At 74.9% G+C, this 19,308-nt stretch carries 17 protein-coding genes; 2 read left to right on the top strand and 15 right to left on the bottom strand.

The features are described from left to right. Positions 1-168: 168 nt before the first annotated feature. From SM418_RS14540 to SM418_RS14530, 3 genes are read right to left on the bottom strand one after another with little or no spacing between them, the layout of a single operon-like run. Positions 169-816, bottom strand: a complete 648-nt coding sequence (locus tag SM418_RS14540; RefSeq protein WP_371941217.1) for a response regulator — start codon at positions 814-816, stop codon at positions 169-171. Positions 817-833: 17 nt separating this feature from the next. Next, a complete protein-coding gene (macS, locus tag SM418_RS14535; protein ID WP_371940963.1) occupies positions 834-1,988 on the bottom strand; it encodes a MacS family sensor histidine kinase in 1,155 nt (384 codons plus the stop codon). A gap of 9 nt (positions 1,989-1,997) precedes the next feature. After that, complete coding sequence (locus SM418_RS14530) at positions 1,998-2,747, bottom strand: lysophospholipid acyltransferase family protein (RefSeq protein ID WP_371940964.1); 750 nt, start codon at positions 2,745-2,747, stop codon at positions 1,998-2,000. Positions 2,748-3,135: 388 nt separating this feature from the next. Here SM418_RS14530 and SM418_RS14525 point away from each other — a divergent pair, with 388 nt between their 5' ends. Then, positions 3,136-3,984 (top strand): hypothetical protein, encoded by an 849-nt coding sequence (locus tag SM418_RS14525; RefSeq protein ID WP_371940966.1) that lies wholly within the window; start codon positions 3,136-3,138, stop codon positions 3,982-3,984. Here SM418_RS14525 and SM418_RS14520 read toward each other — a convergent pair. From SM418_RS14520 to SM418_RS14500, 5 genes are all read right to left on the bottom strand, one after another. Continuing rightward, entirely contained in the window at positions 3,981-4,676 is a 696-nt protein-coding gene (locus SM418_RS14520; protein WP_371940968.1) for an endonuclease/exonuclease/phosphatase family protein, read from the bottom strand. The two genes, SM418_RS14525 and SM418_RS14520, sit on opposite strands and share 4 nt — an antisense overlap. Positions 4,677-4,678: 2 nt before the next feature. Then, on the bottom strand, positions 4,679-5,647 hold the full coding sequence (locus SM418_RS14515; protein ID WP_371940969.1) for an ROK family glucokinase: 969 nt from the start codon (positions 5,645-5,647) through the stop codon (positions 4,679-4,681). Between the two features lie 157 nt (positions 5,648-5,804). Next, positions 5,805-6,239 (bottom strand): SRPBCC family protein, encoded by a 435-nt coding sequence (locus tag SM418_RS14510; RefSeq protein ID WP_371940971.1) that lies wholly within the window; start codon positions 6,237-6,239, stop codon positions 5,805-5,807. Between the two features lie 65 nt (positions 6,240-6,304). Then, positions 6,305-7,072 carry a metallophosphoesterase family protein gene (locus SM418_RS14505; protein WP_371940972.1) on the bottom strand — a complete coding sequence of 256 codons (768 nt, stop codon included), beginning with the start codon at positions 7,070-7,072 and terminating at the stop codon, positions 6,305-6,307. Positions 7,073-7,124: 52 nt separating this feature from the next. After that, on the bottom strand, positions 7,125-7,820 hold the full coding sequence (locus tag SM418_RS14500; protein ID WP_371940973.1) for a copper homeostasis protein CutC: 696 nt from the start codon (positions 7,818-7,820) through the stop codon (positions 7,125-7,127). Between the two features lie 193 nt (positions 7,821-8,013). Here SM418_RS14500 and SM418_RS14495 point away from each other — a divergent pair, with 193 nt between their 5' ends. Continuing rightward, on the top strand, positions 8,014-9,816 hold the full coding sequence (locus SM418_RS14495; protein ID WP_371940974.1) for an AMP-dependent synthetase/ligase: 1,803 nt from the start codon (positions 8,014-8,016) through the stop codon (positions 9,814-9,816). A gap of 25 nt (positions 9,817-9,841) precedes the next feature. Here SM418_RS14495 and SM418_RS14490 read toward each other — a convergent pair whose 3' ends face one another. The 7 genes from SM418_RS14490 to SM418_RS14460 form a co-directional block, all read right to left on the bottom strand. Continuing rightward, positions 9,842-10,501 (bottom strand): NAD(P)H-binding protein, encoded by a 660-nt coding sequence (locus tag SM418_RS14490; RefSeq protein ID WP_371940976.1) that lies wholly within the window; start codon positions 10,499-10,501, stop codon positions 9,842-9,844. A gap of 133 nt (positions 10,502-10,634) precedes the next feature. Then, on the bottom strand, positions 10,635-11,951 hold the full coding sequence (locus SM418_RS14485; RefSeq protein WP_371940977.1) for a DUF1996 domain-containing protein: 1,317 nt from the start codon (positions 11,949-11,951) through the stop codon (positions 10,635-10,637). Between the two features lie 35 nt (positions 11,952-11,986). Beyond that, the gene (locus SM418_RS14480) at positions 11,987-12,601 is read right to left on the bottom strand and encodes a DUF4142 domain-containing protein (RefSeq protein WP_371940979.1); all 615 of its coding nucleotides are present in this window, start codon (positions 12,599-12,601) and stop codon (positions 11,987-11,989) included. Positions 12,602-12,744: 143 nt separating this feature from the next. Beyond that, positions 12,745-14,256 carry a ferredoxin gene (locus SM418_RS14475; RefSeq protein WP_371940981.1) on the bottom strand — a complete coding sequence of 504 codons (1,512 nt, stop codon included), beginning with the start codon at positions 14,254-14,256 and terminating at the stop codon, positions 12,745-12,747. Continuing rightward, the gene (locus tag SM418_RS14470; RefSeq protein ID WP_371940985.1) at positions 14,253-15,113 is read right to left on the bottom strand and encodes a hypothetical protein; all 861 of its coding nucleotides are present in this window, start codon (positions 15,111-15,113) and stop codon (positions 14,253-14,255) included. The genes SM418_RS14475 and SM418_RS14470 overlap by 4 nt, the downstream gene beginning before the upstream one ends. Before the next feature lie 10 nt (positions 15,114-15,123). Next, positions 15,124-16,980, bottom strand: a complete 1,857-nt coding sequence (locus SM418_RS14465; protein ID WP_371940986.1) for a M23 family metallopeptidase — start codon at positions 16,978-16,980, stop codon at positions 15,124-15,126. Positions 16,981-17,476: 496 nt separating this feature from the next. Further along, positions 17,477-19,003, bottom strand: a complete 1,527-nt coding sequence (locus tag SM418_RS14460; RefSeq protein WP_371940988.1) for a penicillin-binding transpeptidase domain-containing protein — start codon at positions 19,001-19,003, stop codon at positions 17,477-17,479. Positions 19,004-19,308: the final 305 nt, after the last annotated feature.

Genomic DNA, 19,308 nt, shown 5'->3' with positions numbered 1-19,308 from the left:
TTCTCCCGCCACCGGGCTCCTCCCTCGGTTCACATGCCCACACTATGCGGCCGCACACGGCCGGGCGGCGCATTACCCGGGGGTACCGGCGCGCCGCCATTGGTCTAGACCATAGCTGGTGGACGGGACGGCGGCACACCGTTCGCGCGCGACGGCGGCGCGGGCGGCCTACTCCTGGTCGAGCTCCCGGTCGAGCCCCTTCTCGATGGCGTAGCGGACGAGCTCGACGCGGTTGTGGAGCTGGAGTTTGCCGAGGGTGTTCTGCACGTGGTTCTGCACCGTCCGGTGGGACAGCACGAGCCGCTGCGCGATCTGCTTGTACGTCAGCCCCTTGGCGACGAGCCGCAGCACCTCGGTCTCGCGGTCGGTCAGCCGCGGCGCGTCGTCGTCCTCGCGGGCGGGCGCGGCGGCGAGGCGCCGGTACTCGCCGAGGACGAGACCGGCCAGCCCGGGGGTGAAGACGGCGTCGCCCTCCCCCGTCCGGCGGACGGCGTCCAGGAACTCCTCGCGGGCGGCGGACTTCAGCAGGTAGCCGGTCGCGCCCGCCTTGACCGCCTCCAGGACGTCCTGCTGCTCGCCGCTCGCCGACAGCACCAGCACCCGGACGGGCGGATCGCCGGCGGCCAGGCGGCGGGTCACCTCGACGCCGCTCAGGTCGGGCAGCTGGAGGTCGACGACCGCGACCTGCGGGCGCGCGGCGGCGGCGATGCGGACGGCCGCGCGGCCCTCCCCGGCGGTCGCGACCACGTCGTGCCCGGCCTCGGCGAGGTCGCGGGCGACGGCCTCGCGCCACATCGGATGGTCGTCCACGACCATGACTCGCAGGCTCACGCTCACACCCTAGGGCGGGCGCCCGGCCGGCGGGGCACCGTCATCTCGATCTCGGTGCCCTCGCCCGCCGCGGAGAAGATCACCACCTCGCCGCCGAGGTCGGCGACGCGGCCCCGGATGGACTGCGCGACGCCGAGCCGCCCGTCCGCTGCCGCCTCCTCCAGCCGGTTCCCGGCCATGCCGGGCCCGTCGTCGCGGACGCTGACGGTGACCTCGCCGGGGCCGTCCTCCAGCAGGACCCACGCGCGCGCGCCCTCGCCGCAGTGCCGCCGGACGTTGTCCAGCGCCGCCGCCACGGCCGCCGCGACCTCGCGGGCGGCGTGCCCGGGCAGCCGCACCTCCGTCGCCGGCGTCGACACCGTGACGGACGCGGACGCGTGCGCGGTCAGCAGCGGGCGCAGATCCGCGTCGGCGTCCGGGGCCCGCGGCGGTGCCGGGGCGGAGGTGCCGATGAGGGCGCGCAGCGCGGCCTCCTGCTCCCCCGCCAGCCGGCCGAGCTCGGCCGCCTCGCCGCCGAGCTCGCCGCCGCGCCGCTGCACCATGGCGAGGACCTGCAGCACCGAGTCGTGGATGCGGCGGGCCAGCCGCTCCCGCTCCCGGTTGGCCGACTCGAGCTCCACGGCCCGCGCCAGCCGCGCCTCGGCCTCCCGCGCCAGCCGGACGACGTGCCCGACGACGAGCCCCGCGAGGACGAGCAGCACGATGCCGTTGAACGTCGTGCCGCCGATGCCGCGGCCCGTCCCGGCGAGCACGTGCACCAGCAGGTTCGCGGCGGCCAGCACGAGCGCGGCGGTGAGGCCGAGCCGCCGCCCGCCCGCCACCGCCCACGCCAGGACCGCCGCCGCCACCCACGACACCGGCAGCGTCGGGCGCCCGGCGGCGATGTTCGCGGCCGTCTCCACCCACACCGTCGCCAGCACGCAGCCCGTGGCGACGGCGAGGTCGGCGGCCAGCAGCGGCCATCCGCGCCGGCGCGGGTCGCTGAACGCGTGCACGGCGTAGCCCGTCCACGCGACCATGACGGCGAGGACGCCCCACCCGGCGGCGGGGTGCGCGTAGCCGTCGAAGTTCGCGGCGATCACGACCGCGGCGTAGACCAGCGCGAGGCCGCGGTAGACCGCCACGGCCCGCCACAGCGCGACCTCCAGCCCCATCATCCGCGGTCGCTATCCGCGGGCGCCCGGCCCGCCGTCGTCCTCGCCGTCGTCCTCACCATCGCGCCGCGCCGGCTCGCCGGCCATCTCGGCCTTGACCTCGGCCGCGTACCGGTCGACGTACTCCTGGCCGGACAGCTCCCGGATCGCCATCATGATCTCGTCGGTGATCTTCCGCAGCACCTCGCGGTCGTCCTCGCGGCCGTAGTACCGGGAGAAGTCCATCGGCTCGCCGAAGCGGACGCCGGGCCGGACGCCGAGCCGCGGCAGCGGCCTGCCGGGCGGCATCAGCTCGAAGGTGTTGATCATCGCCATCGGGATCACCGGGACGCGGGACTTCAGCGCGAGCCGCGCCACCCCCGTCTTGCCGCGGTACAGCCGGTTGTCGGGCGCGCGGGTGCCCTCCGGGTAGATGCCGAGCAGCTTGCCCTCGCCGAGGATCCGCAGGCCGGTCTGCAGCGCCGCCTCGGCCGCGTCCCCGCCGGTCCGGTCGACCGGCACGACGCCCACCCCGGTGAAGAAGCCCTTGCTGATCAGCCCTTTGACGCCTTTTCCGGTGAAGTACTCGCCCTTGCCGATGAAGAGGATGGGGCGCATCAGCGGCAGCGGCCCGAAGAAGTGGTCGGCGAACGACAGATGGTTGCTCACCATCAGCGCGGGCCCCCGCTTCGGGACGTTCCGCATGCCCCTGTTCCGCGGCCACCACCCGAGGTACAGGATCGGCGACAGGACGATCCTGAGCAGGATCCAGAACCACAGCATGCGGGCACCTTCCTCGGACCCGTGCCCTCCGGGGGGAGCACGATCGGTCCCTGACCGAGCGGAGACGATGGGACATCCTCCCACTCCCCGTCCCGGCCAGCTACGGGCCGGTAGGCATCTACCGCGGCCGTACCCCGCGGCGGGGACGCGGTCCGCCCGGCGAGCGGCCCGGGAATGAACGTAGGCTCTGCATGGTGAATCTCAATCGGGTGCGCCGGGGGGCTTGTCCCGCGCGGCGCAGCGAATACCGTGGGACACACGTTTCGGGGTGTCCGGGAGTGCCGCCGTGTACGGCGGGCGCGACCGGGCACCACACTGTCGTTGGGGGAGCGGAGGCCGCCATGCCGGTGCCGTCGGTCACGCCGGAGTCGTCGAAGGAGCCGGCCCCGTGAATCGACGTGGCAATGGACTGTCCGCCGACACCTATGCCCCGCTGGTCGACCTCGCCCCGCATCTGGCCGACGCGATGCTGGCGGCGCTCGGCGAGGCCGGGGTCGCCGCCTACGCGACGTCGCCGGCCGGGCTGCCCGAGCTCGCCGAGCCGGCCGCCGAGCCCGTCTCCGGCGACGTCCTCGACCGGCTCTACGTGGACGTCGACATGAAGCCCGCCGCCGAGGGCATCCTGCGCGTCCACCTCGCCCGGCTCCGCGACGCCTCCGCCCGCGGCTCCGACGACGGCCGCGCCGAGCCCGCCGAGCGCGCGGAGAAGGCCGAGCGCGCCGAGACCGACCTCGCCGCCCCCGCCGCGGGCGACGCGGGCGACGTGGGCACGGACGCGGGCGCCCCCGCCGAGCGCGACGAGGACGCCATCTGGGCGGAGATCGTCGCCGGCTTCGACGCCGTCCCCGAGGGCGACGACGTCCCCTGGCCGGACGAGGAGAACATCCGGGAGCCCGCCGAGCCCCCGCGGGAGGGCGACGACCACTCCGGCCGCCTCCCCCGCGCCCGCGTGATCAAGCCGCCGGAGCCGCCGGAGTTCCCGGAGGCCGGCGACGAGGAGGGGCACTACGTCCCGCCCGCTCCCCCGCCGCTGCCGGCCGCCGACCCGCTCACCAAGGGCGCCTGGGTCGCGCTGATCGGCGGCCCCGTCTACCTGCTCGCCACCGTCATCCTGGACTGGGAGGTCCCCGGCTGGGCCGCCTTCCTCGCCGTCGCGGCCTTCATCGGCGGCTTCGTCACCCTCGTCCTCCGCATGGGCGACGAGCCGAGGGACCCCGACGACGGAGCCGTGGTCTAGCCGAGGCGCAGGTCAGCCAGCACCGGACGGTGGTCGGTGGCCCGTGCGTAGTCGCCGGTCTCGTCAGGAGGGACGCCGCAGGCCGTCACCCGCACCGCGGGGTCGGCGAAGACGGCGTCTATGCGACGGGTCGGCCCGCGGGCGGGGAAGGTGGGTTCCTCGCCGGTCGGGGCGGCCTCGCAGGCGTCCTGGAAGTGATCGGCCAGGAGCGACCAGGCTTCCCCGCCCGGCTCCTCGTTGAAGTCTCCCGCCAGGACCACGGGGGCGGCGTAGCGGGCGCGGGCCCGGTCGAGGCGGGCGAGGATCTCGTGGACGTGGCGCAGGCGCGGCTCCGGCCTCAGATCCAGGTGGGTGCTCGCGGCGATGAGGCGGGCGCCGCCGACCTCCAGGACGGCGATCGCCAGGGCGCGGCGGTGCAGGCCGGGGTCGGGGGTCAGCAGGTGGAACTCGCGGGCCGTCCGGCGGACCCGGGGGCCGGTGAGGACGGCGAGCCCGCAGGCCCGCCGCCCCGCCGCGATCCGCATGCCGCACGCGTGCGCCAGCCGGCGCCGCCGCAGCCGCCAGGCCCGGAAGCGCGGCACCTCCTGCAGGCACAGGACGTCCGGGGCGTTGCCGCGGACGACGCGGGCCACGGCCGCCGCGTCGTCGCGCAGCGACCGGACGTTGTAGGTCTGCAGGCGGACGGCGGCCACGCCTAGACGACCACGTCCTGGAAGGGGCGGACGCGGGCGAGGTCGGCGGCGCCGACGATGCCCGCCGCGGAGCCGAGCTCGGCGATGCGGATGTCGGGCAGCGGGCGGTGGCCGCGTCCGGTCAGCGCGTCCTCGAAGGCGGCGCGGATCGGGTCGAGCAGCAGGTCGCCGGCGTCCGACAGGCCGCCGCCGATGATGAAGGCGCCCGGGTCGAGGATCGCGCTGAGGTCGGCGAGGCCCTGGCCCGCCCAGTGCGCGATGGTGCGGAAGCACTCCAGGGCCGCCTTGTCGCCCTCGCGGGCCGCCTGCGACACCTCGGGGCCGCTGATGCCCTCCGGCCGGCCGCCGCCGAGCTCGAGCAGCCGTCCCGCCATCGCGGGCGCCACCCGGGCGAGGTCGCGGGCCTCGTGCACGAGGGCGTTGCCGCTGGCGTACTGCTCCCAGCAGCCGCGGTTGCCGCAGCCGCAGCGGCGCCCGTCCGGAACGACCCGGAAGTGGCCCATCTCGGCGCCGATGCCGAACCGTCCCCGGTACAGCTCGCCGCCCATGATGATGCCGCCGCCGATGCCGGTGCCGAGCGCCACCAGGACGAGGAAGTTCTCCCCGCGCCCGGCGCCGAACTTGGCCTCGCCCCACGCGGTCGCGTTGCCGTCGTTCTCCACCACGACCGGCAGCTCGACCAGGCTCTCGACCTTCTCCTTGATCGGCTCGTCCCGCCAGGCGAGGTTCGGCGCGAACAGCACCGTGGCGCGGGCCTCGTCGACGAAGCCCGCGGTGCCGAGGCCGACCGCCGACACCTCGTCGTACTTGCCCTTCAGCAGGTCGACTACCTCGGCGATGGTCTCGGCGGTCTCCTTCGGGTTCGTCGAGGGAGTCGGCCGGCGGACCTTCTCCAGGATCGTCCCCCGGTCGTCGACGACCCCCGCGGCAACCTTCGTGCCGCCCACATCCACGCCGATGGTCAGGGCCATGTAAGGTTTCCTCCTCCTCGCGCGCGCCCCGGCTGGGAGCCGTTACCGCACTTCCCGTCTTCGAGGGGCCCCCGCGGGTGGCGGCCCCATCGCCTCCATCATCCCCCGCCGCAGGCATGCGCGGTATCGCTCCGTCATCGGCCGCCCCGCGGCGCGCTCAGCGCTCCACGTGGCGCTTGAGGCCCTTGAGGGCGGAGTCGATGATCCGCTTCTCGCCCTTGCGCTTCACCATGCCGATCATCGGGATGCGGACGTCCACGGCGAGCTCGTAAGTGACCTCGGTGACGCCGTCCTCCTCGGCCAGAGAATAGGCGCCGCGCAGGCCCGTGACGACCGTACCCGGCTCCACCAGCTCCCAGGCGACCCGGTCGTCGCCCTCCCAGGTGTAGGCGAGCCCGACGGTGTCGCTGAACGGGCCGCCGTCGAAGGTCAGCCGGCCGCGCCGCGCGCGCCCGTCCTCGCCGGTCTCCTGCACGGTGAACTCGCGGATGCCACTGGCCCAGTCCGGGTAGGCCTCCAGGTCGGCGATCACCGCCATGATCTCGGCCTTCCCGGCCTTGACCGTGATGGAAGAACTCGTGCGGTCCGCCATCTGCGTCTCCCTCCGGCTGTCCTCGGGCCCGCGCCCCGGACCCGCTCTCGTAGAGACGGTATCCGTCACACCGTCAGGACGTACGGAACGCCGCGAGCGCGGAAGTGCCCGACGTTCACGCATTCGGTGCGGCCGATCCGGGTCCGGCGCGCGAGCGGCTGGTGGACGTGCCCGAACAGCACGTACCTCGGCTGCGTCCGGTGGATCGCGTCCAGGATCGCCTCGCTGCCCCGCTCGAACCTGCGCGCCACCGTGTCGTACAGCAGGTCGGGGACGGCGGGCGGGATGTGGGAGCACAGCACGTCCACCTCGCCGAGGGCCTCGACCTTGGCGGCGAAGGTCTCCTCGTCCAGCTCGTAGGGGGTGCGGTACTCGGTGCGGAGGCCGCCGCCGACGAACCCGAACCGCAGCCCGCCGATCTCGGTGACCTCCCCGTCCAGGACGTGGTGGCCGTCGCGCAGATGGCGGCCCCACATGCGCGGGACGTCGACGTTGCCGTACGTCAGGTAGGCCGGGGACGGCATCGCCGCGAAGAGCTCCGCGTACTGCCGGTCGACCGCGCGCTCGATGTGCGGCCACGCGTCGCCCTCCAGCGAGCCCCACAGGGCCCGGGAGAACGAGCGCGCCTCGTCGAAGCGCTTCTCGGTCCGCAGCCCGATGAAGCGGTCGGCGTTCTCCTGGCCGAACAGGTCGGCGAAGATCCCCTGCGCGTGGTCCTCGTAGTCGATGAAGAGGATCAGGTCGCCGAGGCAGATGAGGACGTCGGCGCCGTCCGCCGCGGTCGCCAGGGCGTCCGCGCGGCCATGGACGTCGCTCACCACGTGGATCCTCATGAACCGACTCTAATGGGGCAGACCGCCCGGGAAAACGGGCGGGTCCGCCCGGTCAGCCGGTCGCGGCGGACACCAGCGAGCGCCACTCCCGGACGAGGACCGGGTCCACGGCGGCGTCCCAGGCGCCGTCCTGGCGGACGGCGGCGCCCACGTGGAAGGCCGTGACGCCCGCGGCGGCGAGGGCCGCGACGTGCTTGCGGCGCAGCCCGCCCCCGGCCATGATCAGCTTGGCCGCGCCGGGGTCCTCGGCGGCGCGCCGGACGAGCACGTCCACCCCCGCGTCGACGCCGCGCGCGGAGCCGGCCGTCAGGACGGTGTCGAGCCCGCCGCCGAGATGGCGGACGGTGCGCCACGCCTGCGCGGGGTCGGCGGCGTGGTCCAGCGCGCGGTGGAACGTCCAGGGCAGCGGGGCGGCGACGCCGGCGAGCTTGCCGGTGGCGGCCGCGTCGACGTGGCCGGCGGAGTCGAGGAAGCCGAGCACGAACCCGTCCGCGCCGGCGCGGGCGAGGTCCGCGGCGGCGCGGCGCAGCCGGTCCAGTTCGGCGCCGGTCGTGCGGAACCCCGCGTTGGCCCGCAGCATCACCCGCATCGGGAGGGTCGTGGCCGTCCGGATGGCGGCGACGACGTCGGGATCGGGGGTGAGCCCGTCGGCGGCCATGTCGGCGACCACCTCGATCCGGTCGGCGCCGCCGTCCTGCGCCGCCTTCGCGTCGTCCGCGGTCAGCGCGATCACTTCCAGCAGCGACATGGCGATCCCCCGAACCGCGTGCGTAGTGCGACCGCGGTCAAGCGTAGGCGACGGGGCGGCCGCCGCCACGGGCGCCGGGCGGTCTTTGCCGTGCCGTTAACCCGGCATGATTCCTACCGATGGGTATCATTCGGGTGCGGAGAAGCCTCCGGACTTCCCGCCGACCTGGAAAACCGACTACAGGAGTTGGGCCGTGCGCGAGTTCAGCGTCCCCGCGATGGTGGAGGTCCCCGACTCCGCCAATCTGACCGACGCGCCCTTCACCCGGGCAGCCGAGGAGCCGGGCACGATCGTGGCGCGCCGCAAGAGCGGCTCGGGCGAGGCACGGGCGTGGAGCGCCGTCACCGCGGCCGAGTTCGCGGCCGAGGCCGCCGCGGTCGCCAAGGGCCTGGCCGCCGCGGGGATCGAGCCCGGCGACCGGGTGTGCGTGCTGTCGCGGACCCGCTACGAGTGGACCGTTCTCGACTACGCGATCTGGACGGCCGGCGCCGTCTCCGTCCCCATCTACGAGACGTCGTCCGCCGAGCAGATCGAGTGGATCGTCGGCGACTCCGGCGCGAAGGCCGTGTTCGCCGAGACCGGCGAGCACGCGGCGCGCGTCGCCGAGGTCCGGGAGGGGCTGCCCGCCCTCGCGCACGTGTGGGGCATCGACGCGGGCGGCGTCGAGGAGGTCGTCCGGCTCGGCACGGACGTCGGCGACGACGTGATCGAGGAGCGCCGCGGCTCCCGCACCGCCGGCGACCTCGCCACGCTCGTCTACACCTCCGGCACGACCGGGCGCCCCAAGGGCTGCGAGCTCACCCACGGCAACCTCGTGTCCACCGCCCGCAACGCCGTGCAGGGCGCGATCGCCGAGGTCGCCGTCGAGGGCAGCTCGACGCTGCTGTTCCTGCCGCTGGCGCACGTGTTCGCGCGGCTGATCCAGGTCGCGGCGATCGAGGGCGGCATCGTCCTCGGGCACAGCGACATCCCGAGCCTGCTGCCCGACCTCGCCACCTTCCAGCCGACGTTCCTGCTGGCCGTCCCGCGCGTGTTCGAGAAGGTCTACAACGGCGCCGAGCAGAAGGCCGCGGCGGACGGCAGGGGCAAGGTCTTCAAGGCCGCGGCGGAGACCGCGATCGCCTACAGCCGCGCGCTGGACGCGGGCCGCCCCGGCCTCGGGCTGAAGCTCAAGCACAAGGTCTTCGACGTGCTCGTGTACGGCAAGCTGCGCGCCGCCGTCGGCGGCAAGGTGGAGTACGCGGTGTCCGGCGGGGCCGCGCTGGGCGAGCGGCTCGGCCATTTCTTCCGCGGCGTCGGCATCACGATCCTGGAGGGCTACGGCCTCACCGAGACGACCGCGCCCGTCGCCGTCAACCGTCCCACCGCGATCAAGATCGGCACGGTGGGCCGGCCGATTCCGGGCGTGGACGTCCGCATCGCGGGCGACGGCGAGATCCTCGTCCGCGGCATCAACGTCCTGCTCGGCTACTGGAACAACGACGCCGCCACCAAGGAGGCCCTGGAGGACGGCTGGTTCCACACCGGCGACCTCGGCTCCCTCGACGAGGAGGGCTTCCTGCGGATCACCGGCCGCAAGAAGGAGATCCTCATCACCGCGGCGGGCAAGAACGTCGCGCCCGCCCCGCTGGAGGACCGGCTCCGCGCGCACCCGCTGGTCAGCCAGTGCCTCGTCGTCGGCGACGGGCGCCGGTTCATCAGCGCGCTCGTCACGCTGGACGAGGAGGCGCTCGGCCCCTGGAAGGAACGGCACGGCAAGCCCGCGACGATGGGCGTGGACGACCTGCGCCGCGACCCCGACCTCATCGCCGAGGTCGAGGCCGCGGTCGCCGACGCGAACAAGTCCGTCAGCCACGCCGAGGCGATCAAGAAGTACGTCATCCTCGGCGTCGACTTCACCGAGGAGGCCGGCCACATGACGCCGAGCCTCAAGGTGAAGCGCAACGTCGTGATGAAGGACTTCGCCGACGAGATCGACGCCCTCTACACCGCGTAGGCGCGGCCGGTCAGTGCGCGGCCGGTCAGTGCAGGGACGCGACGGCGTCCTCGATCGGGGTTCCGCCGTTGAGGAGGTCGAGCGTGCGGCGGCGGACGCCGGGGGCGTCGAGCAGCGCCACGATGACCGCCGCCACGTCGTCGCGGGTCACCGCGTCGTGCCCGATCGGCGGCTCCTCCAGCCGCACCAGCCCGGTGCCCGGGTCGTCGGTCAGCCTGCCGGGCCGAAGGATCAGCCAGTCGAGGGCGTCGCGGTCTCTCAGGTCGTCCTCGGCCTCGCCCTTGGCCCGGACGTAGGCGTCCCAGACCTCGCCGCGTCCCGGCGCGGACTTCTCGCCCGCGCCCATCGCGGAGATCTGCACGAAGCCGCGCACGCCGGCGCGCTCCGCCGCGTTCGCCATCAGCACGGACGCGGCGCGGTCGACGGAGTCCTTGCGGGCCGCCCCGCTTCCCGGCCCCGCGCCGGCGGCGAACACGACGGCGTCCGCGCCGGTCAGGTGGCCGGCGACCTCGGCCGCGTCCGCGGCCTCCAGGTCGCAAACGACCGGTTCGGCGCCGGTGTCCCGGACGTCGCCCGCGTGCGCGGGATTGCGGATGATGCTCCGTACGGTGTCCCCCCGTGCGGCCAGGAGCCGGGACAGCCGCAGCGCGATCTGCCCGTGCCCGCCCGCGATCACAATGTCCATGCCGCGATCGTAGGACGCCCGGCCGCCGGGCGCGCGCGGACGCGGCCGGTGAGGTCCGCTGAGGTGCGCCCTCACCGGCCGCGTTCCCGGAGCCCTTCCCCGCCGTCCGGACGGCCCGGACCGGGGACTCCGCCTAGCGGCGCGTGCCCGTGGTGCGCGAGCCCTTGTTGATGGCGTTGACCGCCTGCCGCATCAACTGGTCGTCCATCACGTTGATGAGGTCGCCGTGGTCGGTCACCGGGTCGTGGCCCGACTCGGGGAAGCTGTCCAGCGCGAACGCCAGCGGCTTGGCGGGCAGATCGTAGGCGAGCGTGATCCGCAGCTGCGGCACGGCCTTCGTGCCTTGCGGGCACTGTCCCGTCCGCTGGTCGGGGAAGACGATGTGGTCGCGGTGGTTGGCACTGTCGGTGTTCTGGCCGTCCCAGCAGCTCGGGAAGTTCAGCACGCGCTCCACCCGGCTGCCCCGGGGGCACAGGGGATACTTGTCGGTGAACGCCCGGTTCTCGAAGCCGCTGCACGTCCACAGCGCGTGCGCGTTCTTCAGGCCGTTCGTCACCGCCTTGGCGTCACCGGTGGCGACCCGGATGAACCGCGGCATCGCGGTCACCTTGCCGCGCGGGTTGCCGAGGAACTGGAGCTTCACGCTGGACGGGGTGACGATGCCGCCGACGTTGCCGTCCGCCGTGCTCTGCTCCGCCCGGTCCGAGGTGTCCTGGCCGTCGCGGAGCCGGACCACCGGCCAGAAGTAGGCCGACTTGTCGCCGTTCGTGCAGGTCGTGCCGGCCGCGGCGAACGTCTCGTCGGTCGAGAAGGCGTTCGTGTCGAGGTTGCCGACGTAGTCGTGGATGTGGTGCGCGCCGTTCACGACGCCGGGTGCCGCGAGCACGTTGTCGGGGTTGCTGTGCGCCTGCCCCTCGTTCACGCCGCAGTTGGACGCGAACACTCCGGTGGACGCCTGCCGGGTGCGGCGCGGCTGCCGGACGCGCGGCGCCTTGCGGATGTCGACGAACTGGTCGGCGCGGAGTTCGGGGTTGGGCGGCGGCTGGTTTCCCTGGCCGCCGTCACCCTGGCCGCCGTTCTGGCCGCCGTCGCCGGGCTGACCGCCGCCCGCGCCGTCTGTCGGCTGCGCGGTCGGCTCCTCGGTCGGCTGCTCGGTGGGCTGCTCGGTGGGCTCCTCAGTGGGCTCCCCGGTGGGCTCCCCGGTGGGCGCTGCGGTGGGCGCTGCGGTCGGCTGCCCGCTCGGCTGCGCAGTGGGCTGGCCGGTGGGCCGGCCGTATCCCTGGCCGCCGGCGCCACCGGCCGGCCGTCCTGGATAGGCGGCGGTGTCGGCCACCCGGGTCGCCTGCGGGCCGCCCGGCCCGGCCGCCGCGCCGGGGGTCTCCTGGCACGCCGTCGCGACAAGAGCGAGCGCCGGGATCATCACGGCGAGGGCCTTCTTCTTTCGTACCATGGAAAATTGCTCCCTCTGCGGGGGGGATGTGTACGTCAGTGCAGGGCTCGCCTGGGGACCAGGCCGGTGCTCTCCAGCAGCGACATGTGCGTGTTGACGAATTTCATGGCCCGTTCGGCGAACGCGCGGATCACCGAGTTCTCCGATTGCGCGCGCACCTTGGCGATGATCCCGAAGACCTGCCCGTGCGCGGCGCGCAGCCGCAGCACGAAGGTCTTGTCGTAATCGCCGCCGAACTTGCCCGACATTTCTCTCAACCAGCTCTTCTGGGTTCCGCTGGGCTCGTTCGGGACGAGCACGCCGAGCTTCTCCGCGGTGGCGCGGGTGTCGGCGTCCAGCTGGACGTGCTGCTCCCAGATGAGCTCGCCGACCTGCCGCACGCGGGGGGCGGTGGCGCGCTGCTGCGCCTGCTGGCCTGCGGGTATCTCCCACAGGCCGGCCTGCCTGACCTTGACCAGCAGCTGCCGGTCCAGGGTGCTCAGCGGGCCCCACCTGGTGTTCACGGTGCCGCCGAGGTTCGCCGCGCCGCTGGCCGGCACGCCCACCGGATTCATCACGACCGCGAAGGCCGCGCCGACGGCGGCCAGGGCCGCGAGAATCAGCAGCAGCCGCCCCCAGGCCAGCCGCGGAAGCCTGCGTTCCTCGGCCATTCCGTAGGATTTCCTCAAGGTTCCTCTTCCCCCTCTCGGGATCTCTCGACGGACACGGCGCGGGTCCGGCTGTGAATACGCACCGCGCGGGTGCGAGGTTCAACGCTGTCCAGCTGATGTCATTTTTTTCGCGCTTTCGGAATTCACCGCCGAGACGGCGCGCCCGGCACGCCGGTGACGACACGAAGTGCTAATGCGGGGCACATCGCAACGGCTTTCTGCACGTCCTTCTCCATCCACGCGGGAATGTCGGTGCCGAGGACCACGGGGAAGCCGTACCGGTCGAGCTGGATCAACTCGGGGACGAGGTAGGCGCACAGGCCGTGCCCGTCGCACCGGCTCCAGTCGATCGCCACCCGGCCCTCCGAGCCGTCCGGCACCGGCAGCGGCAGTACGCCGTAGGTGGACAGGCCGCAGCCAGCGCCCCACCTGTGCGCGTCGATGTCGGCGCCGAACGCCTCCATCGCGGACAGCACGAACCTGGCCGTCCCGTCGGGGTGGGTGCAGGCGCCGCGGCCCCGGCCCACCCCGGCCGCGCGGCGGACGTCCTCCACCGTCCCCGCGCCCTCGGTGAGCGCGTTCAGGGACCGGACGACGTCGGGCAGCCCGAGCCGGCACGGCCCGCACTGCCCGGCGGACTGCGCCGCGAGGTAGGACGCGATCCTGGTGACCTCGCCGAGCGGGCACGTGCCCTGGCCTAGCGGCAGGACGATGCCGGCGCCGACCGTCCCGCCGACGCGCCGCATCCCGGCCCGCGACAGCACGGCCCGCGACACCCCGGCCGGGTCGAGCCACGTGCCGTGGTAACCGCCGACGAGCACGCCCGGCGACGGCGGCGCCTCGCAGTGGTCGAGGACGGTCCGCAGCGGCGTCCCGTACGGCGCCTCCACGACCCGGGTACCGCCGATCGTGAGCAGCGTGGTGCCGGGCTCGTCGTCCGTCCCGGCCGAGGCGTACAGATCGGGGCCGAGCGAGACCAGCACCGCGAGCTGCGCGAACGTCTCGGTGTTGGACAGCAGCGTCGGGTAGCCGTCCACCCCGGAGTCGGACGCGCGGACCTTGACGCCCGGCGGGATCGGCGCCTCCCCGTTGATCGCCTGGACCACCGCGCCGCTCTCCCCGGAGATGAACCGCTCGGTCAGCCGGACGACCCGGGCCGGCATCCGCCGCTCGCGGATCGCGGCGCGGACGGAGCGGGCGGCGTCCTCGTCCTCGACGGCCACCACGATCCGCTGCGTGCCGAGCGCGGCCGCGGCGATCTGAGCGCCGTCGAGGACGAGGTGCGGGGCCCGGCCGAGCAGCACCTTGTCCTTGGAGCTGCCGGGCTCGCCCTCGGCGCCGTTCACCACCACGACGGCGTTCTCGCTGGAGCCGCGCTCGCCGCCGCGCTCGCCGGGCAGCAGCTCGGCCCGGTCGGCGGCGGGGTGCCTGATCCGCGCCGCGACCGCCATCAGCTTGCGGGCGAACGGGAAGCCCGCCCCGCCGCGTCCCCGCAGGTCGACCTGCTCGGCCATGCGGACCAGGTCGTCCAGCCCCGGCGCGCGGAGCTTGCCGTGCACCGCGAGGTGGCGGTCGATGTCCAGCCGGTCGAACCGGTCGAACCCGAGCGTCAACCGCGGGCCGCCGATCCCCGAGACGGTCACGGTCGACGTCATCGCAGGACCTCGGTGTCCCGGCCCGGCCCGGTGGCCGGCATGCCGCGTGGGTCGGAGACGGTCCGGCGCGGATCGTCGTCGCGCTCGCGCCCGCCGTAGCCCTGCTCGCCATAACCCTGCCCGCCGAGGTCGCGGGCCGCCGCGGCGGCGCGTCCCTCCTCGTGCTCGCGCGCCGCCATCGCGCGCCGGTCGCGGGCGCGCCCGGCGCCGTCCGGCACCGAGAACCGGTCGATCTCGCCGCCCGCGCGGTGCACCTCCCGCGGCCTGATCACCACCACCATGCGGGTGACCAGGGCGAGCACGACGAGGACCACGCTCATCACGTAGCTGAGCACCACCCAGTTCGCCGCCGCCCGGCCGGTGATGAGGCCGTGCACGATCGCCGTCGGCCAGGCGAGGTAGGCGAGCACGTGCGTGGACCGCCACATCCAGGTCTTGCCGCGCACCGCGAACCGTGCCCGCACCATCCCGGTGACCAGGACGAGGAGCATCAGCTCCGCCGCGATCGTGCCGAGCCCGACGGCGCTCCCGTCCGGGACGAGGACCTGCACCGGCAGCGCGAGCCCGTTCATCACCTTCACCGAGACGTGCGCGGCGAGCATCGCGGTCGCCACCACGGCGGCGGCGCGGTGCACCGCCTGCGCGAGCACCCGGTGCCGGATCTTCAGGATCAGCCGCTCGGTGGCGAGCAGCCCGCACATCACGGCGGTGGTGTAGGAGACGAGGGCGAACACGCCGGCGTAGAAGTCGAGGAAGTACTGCACGTTCGCGACCGCGACCGCTCCCGGCGGGGTCGCCGCGCCGACGAGCACCAGCACCGCGCCGGCGAGCACGACGCGCAGCACCCAGGTGGGCACGGCGGGATCATCACTGCTGCGAGTTCGCACCGTTCGGACTCCTCTTCTCGGTTGCGGCCGCCGCCGGGGCGCCGGCCGTTCCTGCGCCGTCCGCCGGCGAGGAGCCGGGGGACGGTGATGCGGGCGGCGGCTCGTCCGCCGCGGGGACCGGGCCGAGGTTCGCCATCAGGCCCCCGGGGAGCACCTGCAGGGCGCCGCGTTCGGCGAACCCGAGGAGCGGCTTGGCCCGCTCGCGGAACGTCCAGCCGCCGATCTCGGCGCCGTCCAGCGGCACCGCTCCGCCGCCGCCGCGCAGGGCGAACCCGACCTCCGCGCGGGGCGCCTCGGCGCCGCCGCAGGGCCGGCCGGTACCGGTGCCGCCGAGCGCGTCGCCCTGCTCGACGGCGCTGCCGTCGCGCAGGCTCGTCGTGTTCCGCAGCCCGTAGTAGGTGGTCGCGAGCCCGCTCGGGTGGATCAGCATCACCAGCGCGTTGCCCGAGGCGTTGCCGCAGAACCGGTAGAGGCGGCCGTCGCCGGACGCGACGACGCGGCCGTCGCCGCCGGAGAACGCCAGCGAGCCGAGCGGGCGCGGCGACGTGGAGCCGTCCGAGGTCGTCATCGCCCAGACGTGGCCGATCCGCCACGGCAGCATCAGCCGGTCGCCGGCCCGCGTCCCGTTGACCAGGGCGGCGGCCTGCGCGGCGCCGACCGACCCGTACCTGCGCAGCAGCCGCACCTCCGAGGCCGGCATGACGGCCGCCGGCAGATCACCGAGCAGGGCCGTGAACGCCTTCCCGCCCGACAGCCCGACCTGCCATCGCCCGCCCGTCCAGTGGGCGGCGTAGAACGCGACCTCCGGGTTGGCGGTGCTGGATTCGGGGACGGGGATCGCGCTGGTGCCGAACACCCACGTCCGGTCGGCGCTCGTCCGGGTGGCGCCCACGATCGGCTGCCGCGTCGGCGCGGCTCCGTAGGCCTGCCGGGCGGCGGCGCCGCGCTCGTCCAGGGTCAGTTCGCGCACCCGCGCGGCGAGTTCCCGCAGGCTCGGGCCGGACGGCGCCGCGCCGCCGGCGCCGCCTCCGGCGGCGGGCCGCTGGGCCGGCGGCCGCGGCTGCCCGGGCGTGCCCGTGCCCGGTTCCGGCGGCCGGATCGCGCGCTGCGAGCCGACTGGGCCGCCCGTCCCGCCGAGCGGGCCGCCGTCCAGCAGCGCCCGCTCGGCGATGCCGAGGAGGGCCAGGCCGACGGCGGTGGACAGCACGATCGCGCCAATGCTCAGCCGGTCGGCCGGCCCCTTGCCGCGGCGCGGGCGCGCCTTGGGCCCGGGACGCGGCGGGGCCTGGCTCCGGGACGCCGCCCGCGCGGGCCGCCGGGCCTGCGCCCGCCGCCGCGGACGGGGCTCGGTGCGGCGCGGCCGCCTGCCCTGCGGCGCGAAGTCGCGGGACCGGTCACGGCCTTCCGTCCGGGCGTCGAACTGCTGCGCGCGGGCGTCGAGCCGCGCGGTGCGGGGGTCGTCGAACCGCGCCGCCCGCGCGTCGAAGCGCCTCGTACGCGCGTCGGACCGCGCGGCTGGTGCCTCGAATCCGGCCGTCGGCATGTCGGACCGCGTCGCACGCGAGTCGGACTGTGCGGGACGCGCGGCGGACGGCCTGCGGCCCTCGGCCCGCGCGTCGGACTGCTCCGTGCGGGTGCCGGAACCACCGCTCCGGGAGCCGGCCTGGCGGTTCCGGTCCTCGAACGGGTCGTCGCGGCCCGAACCGCGGCCCGAACCCCGGTTCCGCACGCCGAACGGGTCGGCACGCGTGTCGCGCCGCCGGACGGGCGGTTCCGGCCGCTCCTCCCGCTCCGGCCGCTCCGGCCGCGCGCGGGACCTGCCCTCGTGCCGCTTCATCTCCCGCCGGCTGGGTGCCCGCCGGGACGACCTGCGCCCCCGCTCGGACCCGCCCGGCTGCTCCGACCACCAGGACCCTTCGGGCCACTGGGGCTCTCCGGACCCGCGTCCCTGTGCGGACGCCGGTCTCGGCGAGGGGCGCGCGGGCGTCTCCGCCCACGATGAAACATGCGTGTCGCCCCGGGACGCATGCCCGTTATCGCGTCGCGCCATGCCGTCTCCTGTGGAGGAGACGGAGGGCTCGGCGAACGCCGGTGGCTCCGCGCCGGGCTCGCCGCCCGGCGGCTGTTCCGCTGAGACATCACGGGACCGCGGTGCGGGAGCCCGCTCGCTCCCACCGCGTTCCCCGGACGGGTTCTCCGCGAACCCGCCCGATCACTCCGGGAGCATACGCCCTGGAGGTCGCTCTGGCGCGGATTGCCGCCAGAAAACCGTGCCGCCGCTGCCGGCGGCCCTTCCGTTCACCGGACGAGTACGTACGAACGGCGAGAAGAGTTCATTCCTGGAGGAACTTGGCCGCGATCGGCGCCGCGACCTTCGGTCCCGATCCCCCGGCCTGGACGAACACCGCGAACGCGACGTCGTCCCGGTATCCGATGAACCAGGCGTGCGTCCCGCCCGCGAACTCCGCGGTTCCCGTCTTGCCCGCCGTCCCGCCCGGCAGGCCCGCCCCCTCCGCCGTGCCGCCGGTGACCACGGCCCGCATCATCGTGCGCAGCGCCGCCGCCCCGGGCACGGTCCGCGGGCCCGGCGTCCGTCCCCCGCCCTCCCGGACGAGCTTCGCCGGCAGCAGCCGGGGCGAGCGCCACGAGCCGTCGGCCGCCGCCGCGGCGACCGACGCCATCAGCAGCGGGCTCGCCTGGACGCGGCCCTGCCCGATCGCGTCCTCGGCCAGCTCCGCACCGCTCTCCGGGTCGGGGAAACTCCCCTGCGCCGCCTCCACGCCCGGGGTGATCGGTGCGCCGAACCCGAAGCGGCGCGCGCTCGCCGCCAGCTTCGCCGCGCCGAGCCGCTCCACCCCGAGCCGCGCGAACGTGGTGTTGCAGGACGCGGCGAACGCGTCCCGCAGCGTCGTCCGGCCGAGCGCGTGCCCCCCGTCGTTGCGGATCGTGCGCTGCGCGGTGACCGCCGACGCCGGGCAGTCCGCGCCGCTCCCGGGGCCCGCGCCGTCCGCGACCAGCGCGCCGGCCGTCACCACCTTGAACGCCGAACCCGGCGGGTAGACGCCGGTGAACGCGCCGAGACCGCCGAGCTCGTCCGCCACGGCGAGGATCTCCCCGCTGGACGGCCGGACGGCGACGATCGCGGTCTGGCCGGATGCGGCCGCGAGCGCCTCCTCGGCCGCCGCCTGCAGCCGCCGGTCCAGCGTCGTGCGGACCTTCCGGCCCTTCTCGGCGTCGAGCAGCTTCACGCGCTGCGGCGGGCCGCCGCCGTCGCGCATCTGGATCGTCCACACGGCCTGGTCGGCGTCCATGTCGAGCCATTCGACGATCCCGGCGAGGTAGGGCGCGAGCGGCCCGTCCTGCGGCAGCGCCTTCCCGTCCCGCGCCACGAGCGTCACCGCCGGGACGCGGACCTGCCGCAGCGTCCACTCCCCCGCGCCCTTCAACCCCGGGTACAGCGTCGCGGGCCTCCACAGCACCCGCCACCGCCCGTCGACCCGGCCCAGCCGGAGCACCGACCGGAACGTCCAGGAGCCGTGGTCGGCCAGCGTGCGCCGAACGGTGAAGTCGGCGTGCGCCGCGTCCCCGGACCGGACGAGCGGACGCGGCCGCAGCGTGATCCCGGTGACCACCAGCCCGCGCGACAGCGCCCGGTGCTGCGCGGCGAAGTCGGCGGGCGGATCGGACACGAACTCGCGCATGCCGTCGAGGTCGCCCTTCCGCCAGGCCGCGAAGTAGCCGGACGCGATCTCCTCCGGGGTCCGGTCCCGCTCGCGCCGCAGCGCCCATCCGGCCGTCAGGCCGGCCACGAGCACGGCCGCCAGGCTCCCGGCCAGCACCACGACACCACGAGACCGCATGCGTCCTCCTCCACTCCGCCCACCGGGTTTGATCATCCCAGTGTCCGGTGGGGTCGTACATGCGACGGACCACCGCGTTCGTGGCCGAATCCGGAAGGCGGCTTAGGGACGAATGATCCGCCCCTTAAGCGCGCTTTAACGGTGCTGCGCCCGGCAGCGGGCAGCCCTACCTTCGGAAACGCCGGCGACCGCGGACGGCTGCGGCGGGGAGGAGGTCCCATGAAACGATCACCGCGACACGGGATCGGGCCGGGGACCGCCCCGCCCGCCGCACGTCCGAGGTCGGGCACCCCCGCGGGGCCGGG

It is taken from the genome of Actinomadura chokoriensis (assembly GCF_041463665.1).
Lineage (GTDB): Bacteria > Actinomycetota > Actinomycetes > Streptosporangiales > Streptosporangiaceae > Spirillospora > Spirillospora chokoriensis_A.
Note: the sequence above shows the minus strand (reverse complement) of the source record. Positions and strands in the feature narration are given on the sequence as shown.

What these genes read in the sequence shown, in the direction of transcription:
- SM418_RS14475 (WP_371940981.1), bottom strand. Translation starts at nt 14,256, where the DNA reads ATGACGTCGACCGTGACCGTCTCGGGGATCGGCGGCCCGCGGTTGACG.
- macS (WP_371940963.1), bottom strand. Translation starts at nt 1,988, where the DNA reads ATGATGGGGCTGGAGGTCGCGCTGTGGCGGGCCGTGGCGGTCTACCGC.
- SM418_RS14465 (WP_371940986.1), bottom strand. Translation starts at nt 16,980, where the DNA reads ATGAAGCGGCACGAGGGCAGGTCCCGCGCGCGGCCGGAGCGGCCGGAG.
- SM418_RS14530 (WP_371940964.1), bottom strand. Translation starts at nt 2,747, where the DNA reads ATGCTGTGGTTCTGGATCCTGCTCAGGATCGTCCTGTCGCCGATCCTG.
- SM418_RS14515 (WP_371940969.1), bottom strand. Translation starts at nt 5,647, where the DNA reads ATGGCCCTGACCATCGGCGTGGATGTGGGCGGCACGAAGGTTGCCGCG.
- SM418_RS14540 (WP_371941217.1), bottom strand. Translation starts at nt 816, where the DNA reads ATGGTCGTGGACGACCATCCGATGTGGCGCGAGGCCGTCGCCCGCGAC.
- SM418_RS14460 (WP_371940988.1), bottom strand. Translation starts at nt 19,003, where the DNA reads ATGCGGTCTCGTGGTGTCGTGGTGCTGGCCGGGAGCCTGGCGGCCGTG.
- SM418_RS14500 (WP_371940973.1), bottom strand. Translation starts at nt 7,820, where the DNA reads ATGTCGCTGCTGGAAGTGATCGCGCTGACCGCGGACGACGCGAAGGCG.
- SM418_RS14480 (WP_371940979.1), bottom strand. Translation starts at nt 12,601, where the DNA reads ATGGCCGAGGAACGCAGGCTTCCGCGGCTGGCCTGGGGGCGGCTGCTG.
- SM418_RS14490 (WP_371940976.1), bottom strand. Translation starts at nt 10,501, where the DNA reads ATGGACATTGTGATCGCGGGCGGGCACGGGCAGATCGCGCTGCGGCTG.
- SM418_RS14510 (WP_371940971.1), bottom strand. Translation starts at nt 6,239, where the DNA reads ATGGCGGACCGCACGAGTTCTTCCATCACGGTCAAGGCCGGGAAGGCC.
- SM418_RS14505 (WP_371940972.1), bottom strand. Translation starts at nt 7,072, where the DNA reads ATGAGGATCCACGTGGTGAGCGACGTCCATGGCCGCGCGGACGCCCTG.
- SM418_RS14485 (WP_371940977.1), bottom strand. Translation starts at nt 11,951, where the DNA reads ATGGTACGAAAGAAGAAGGCCCTCGCCGTGATGATCCCGGCGCTCGCT.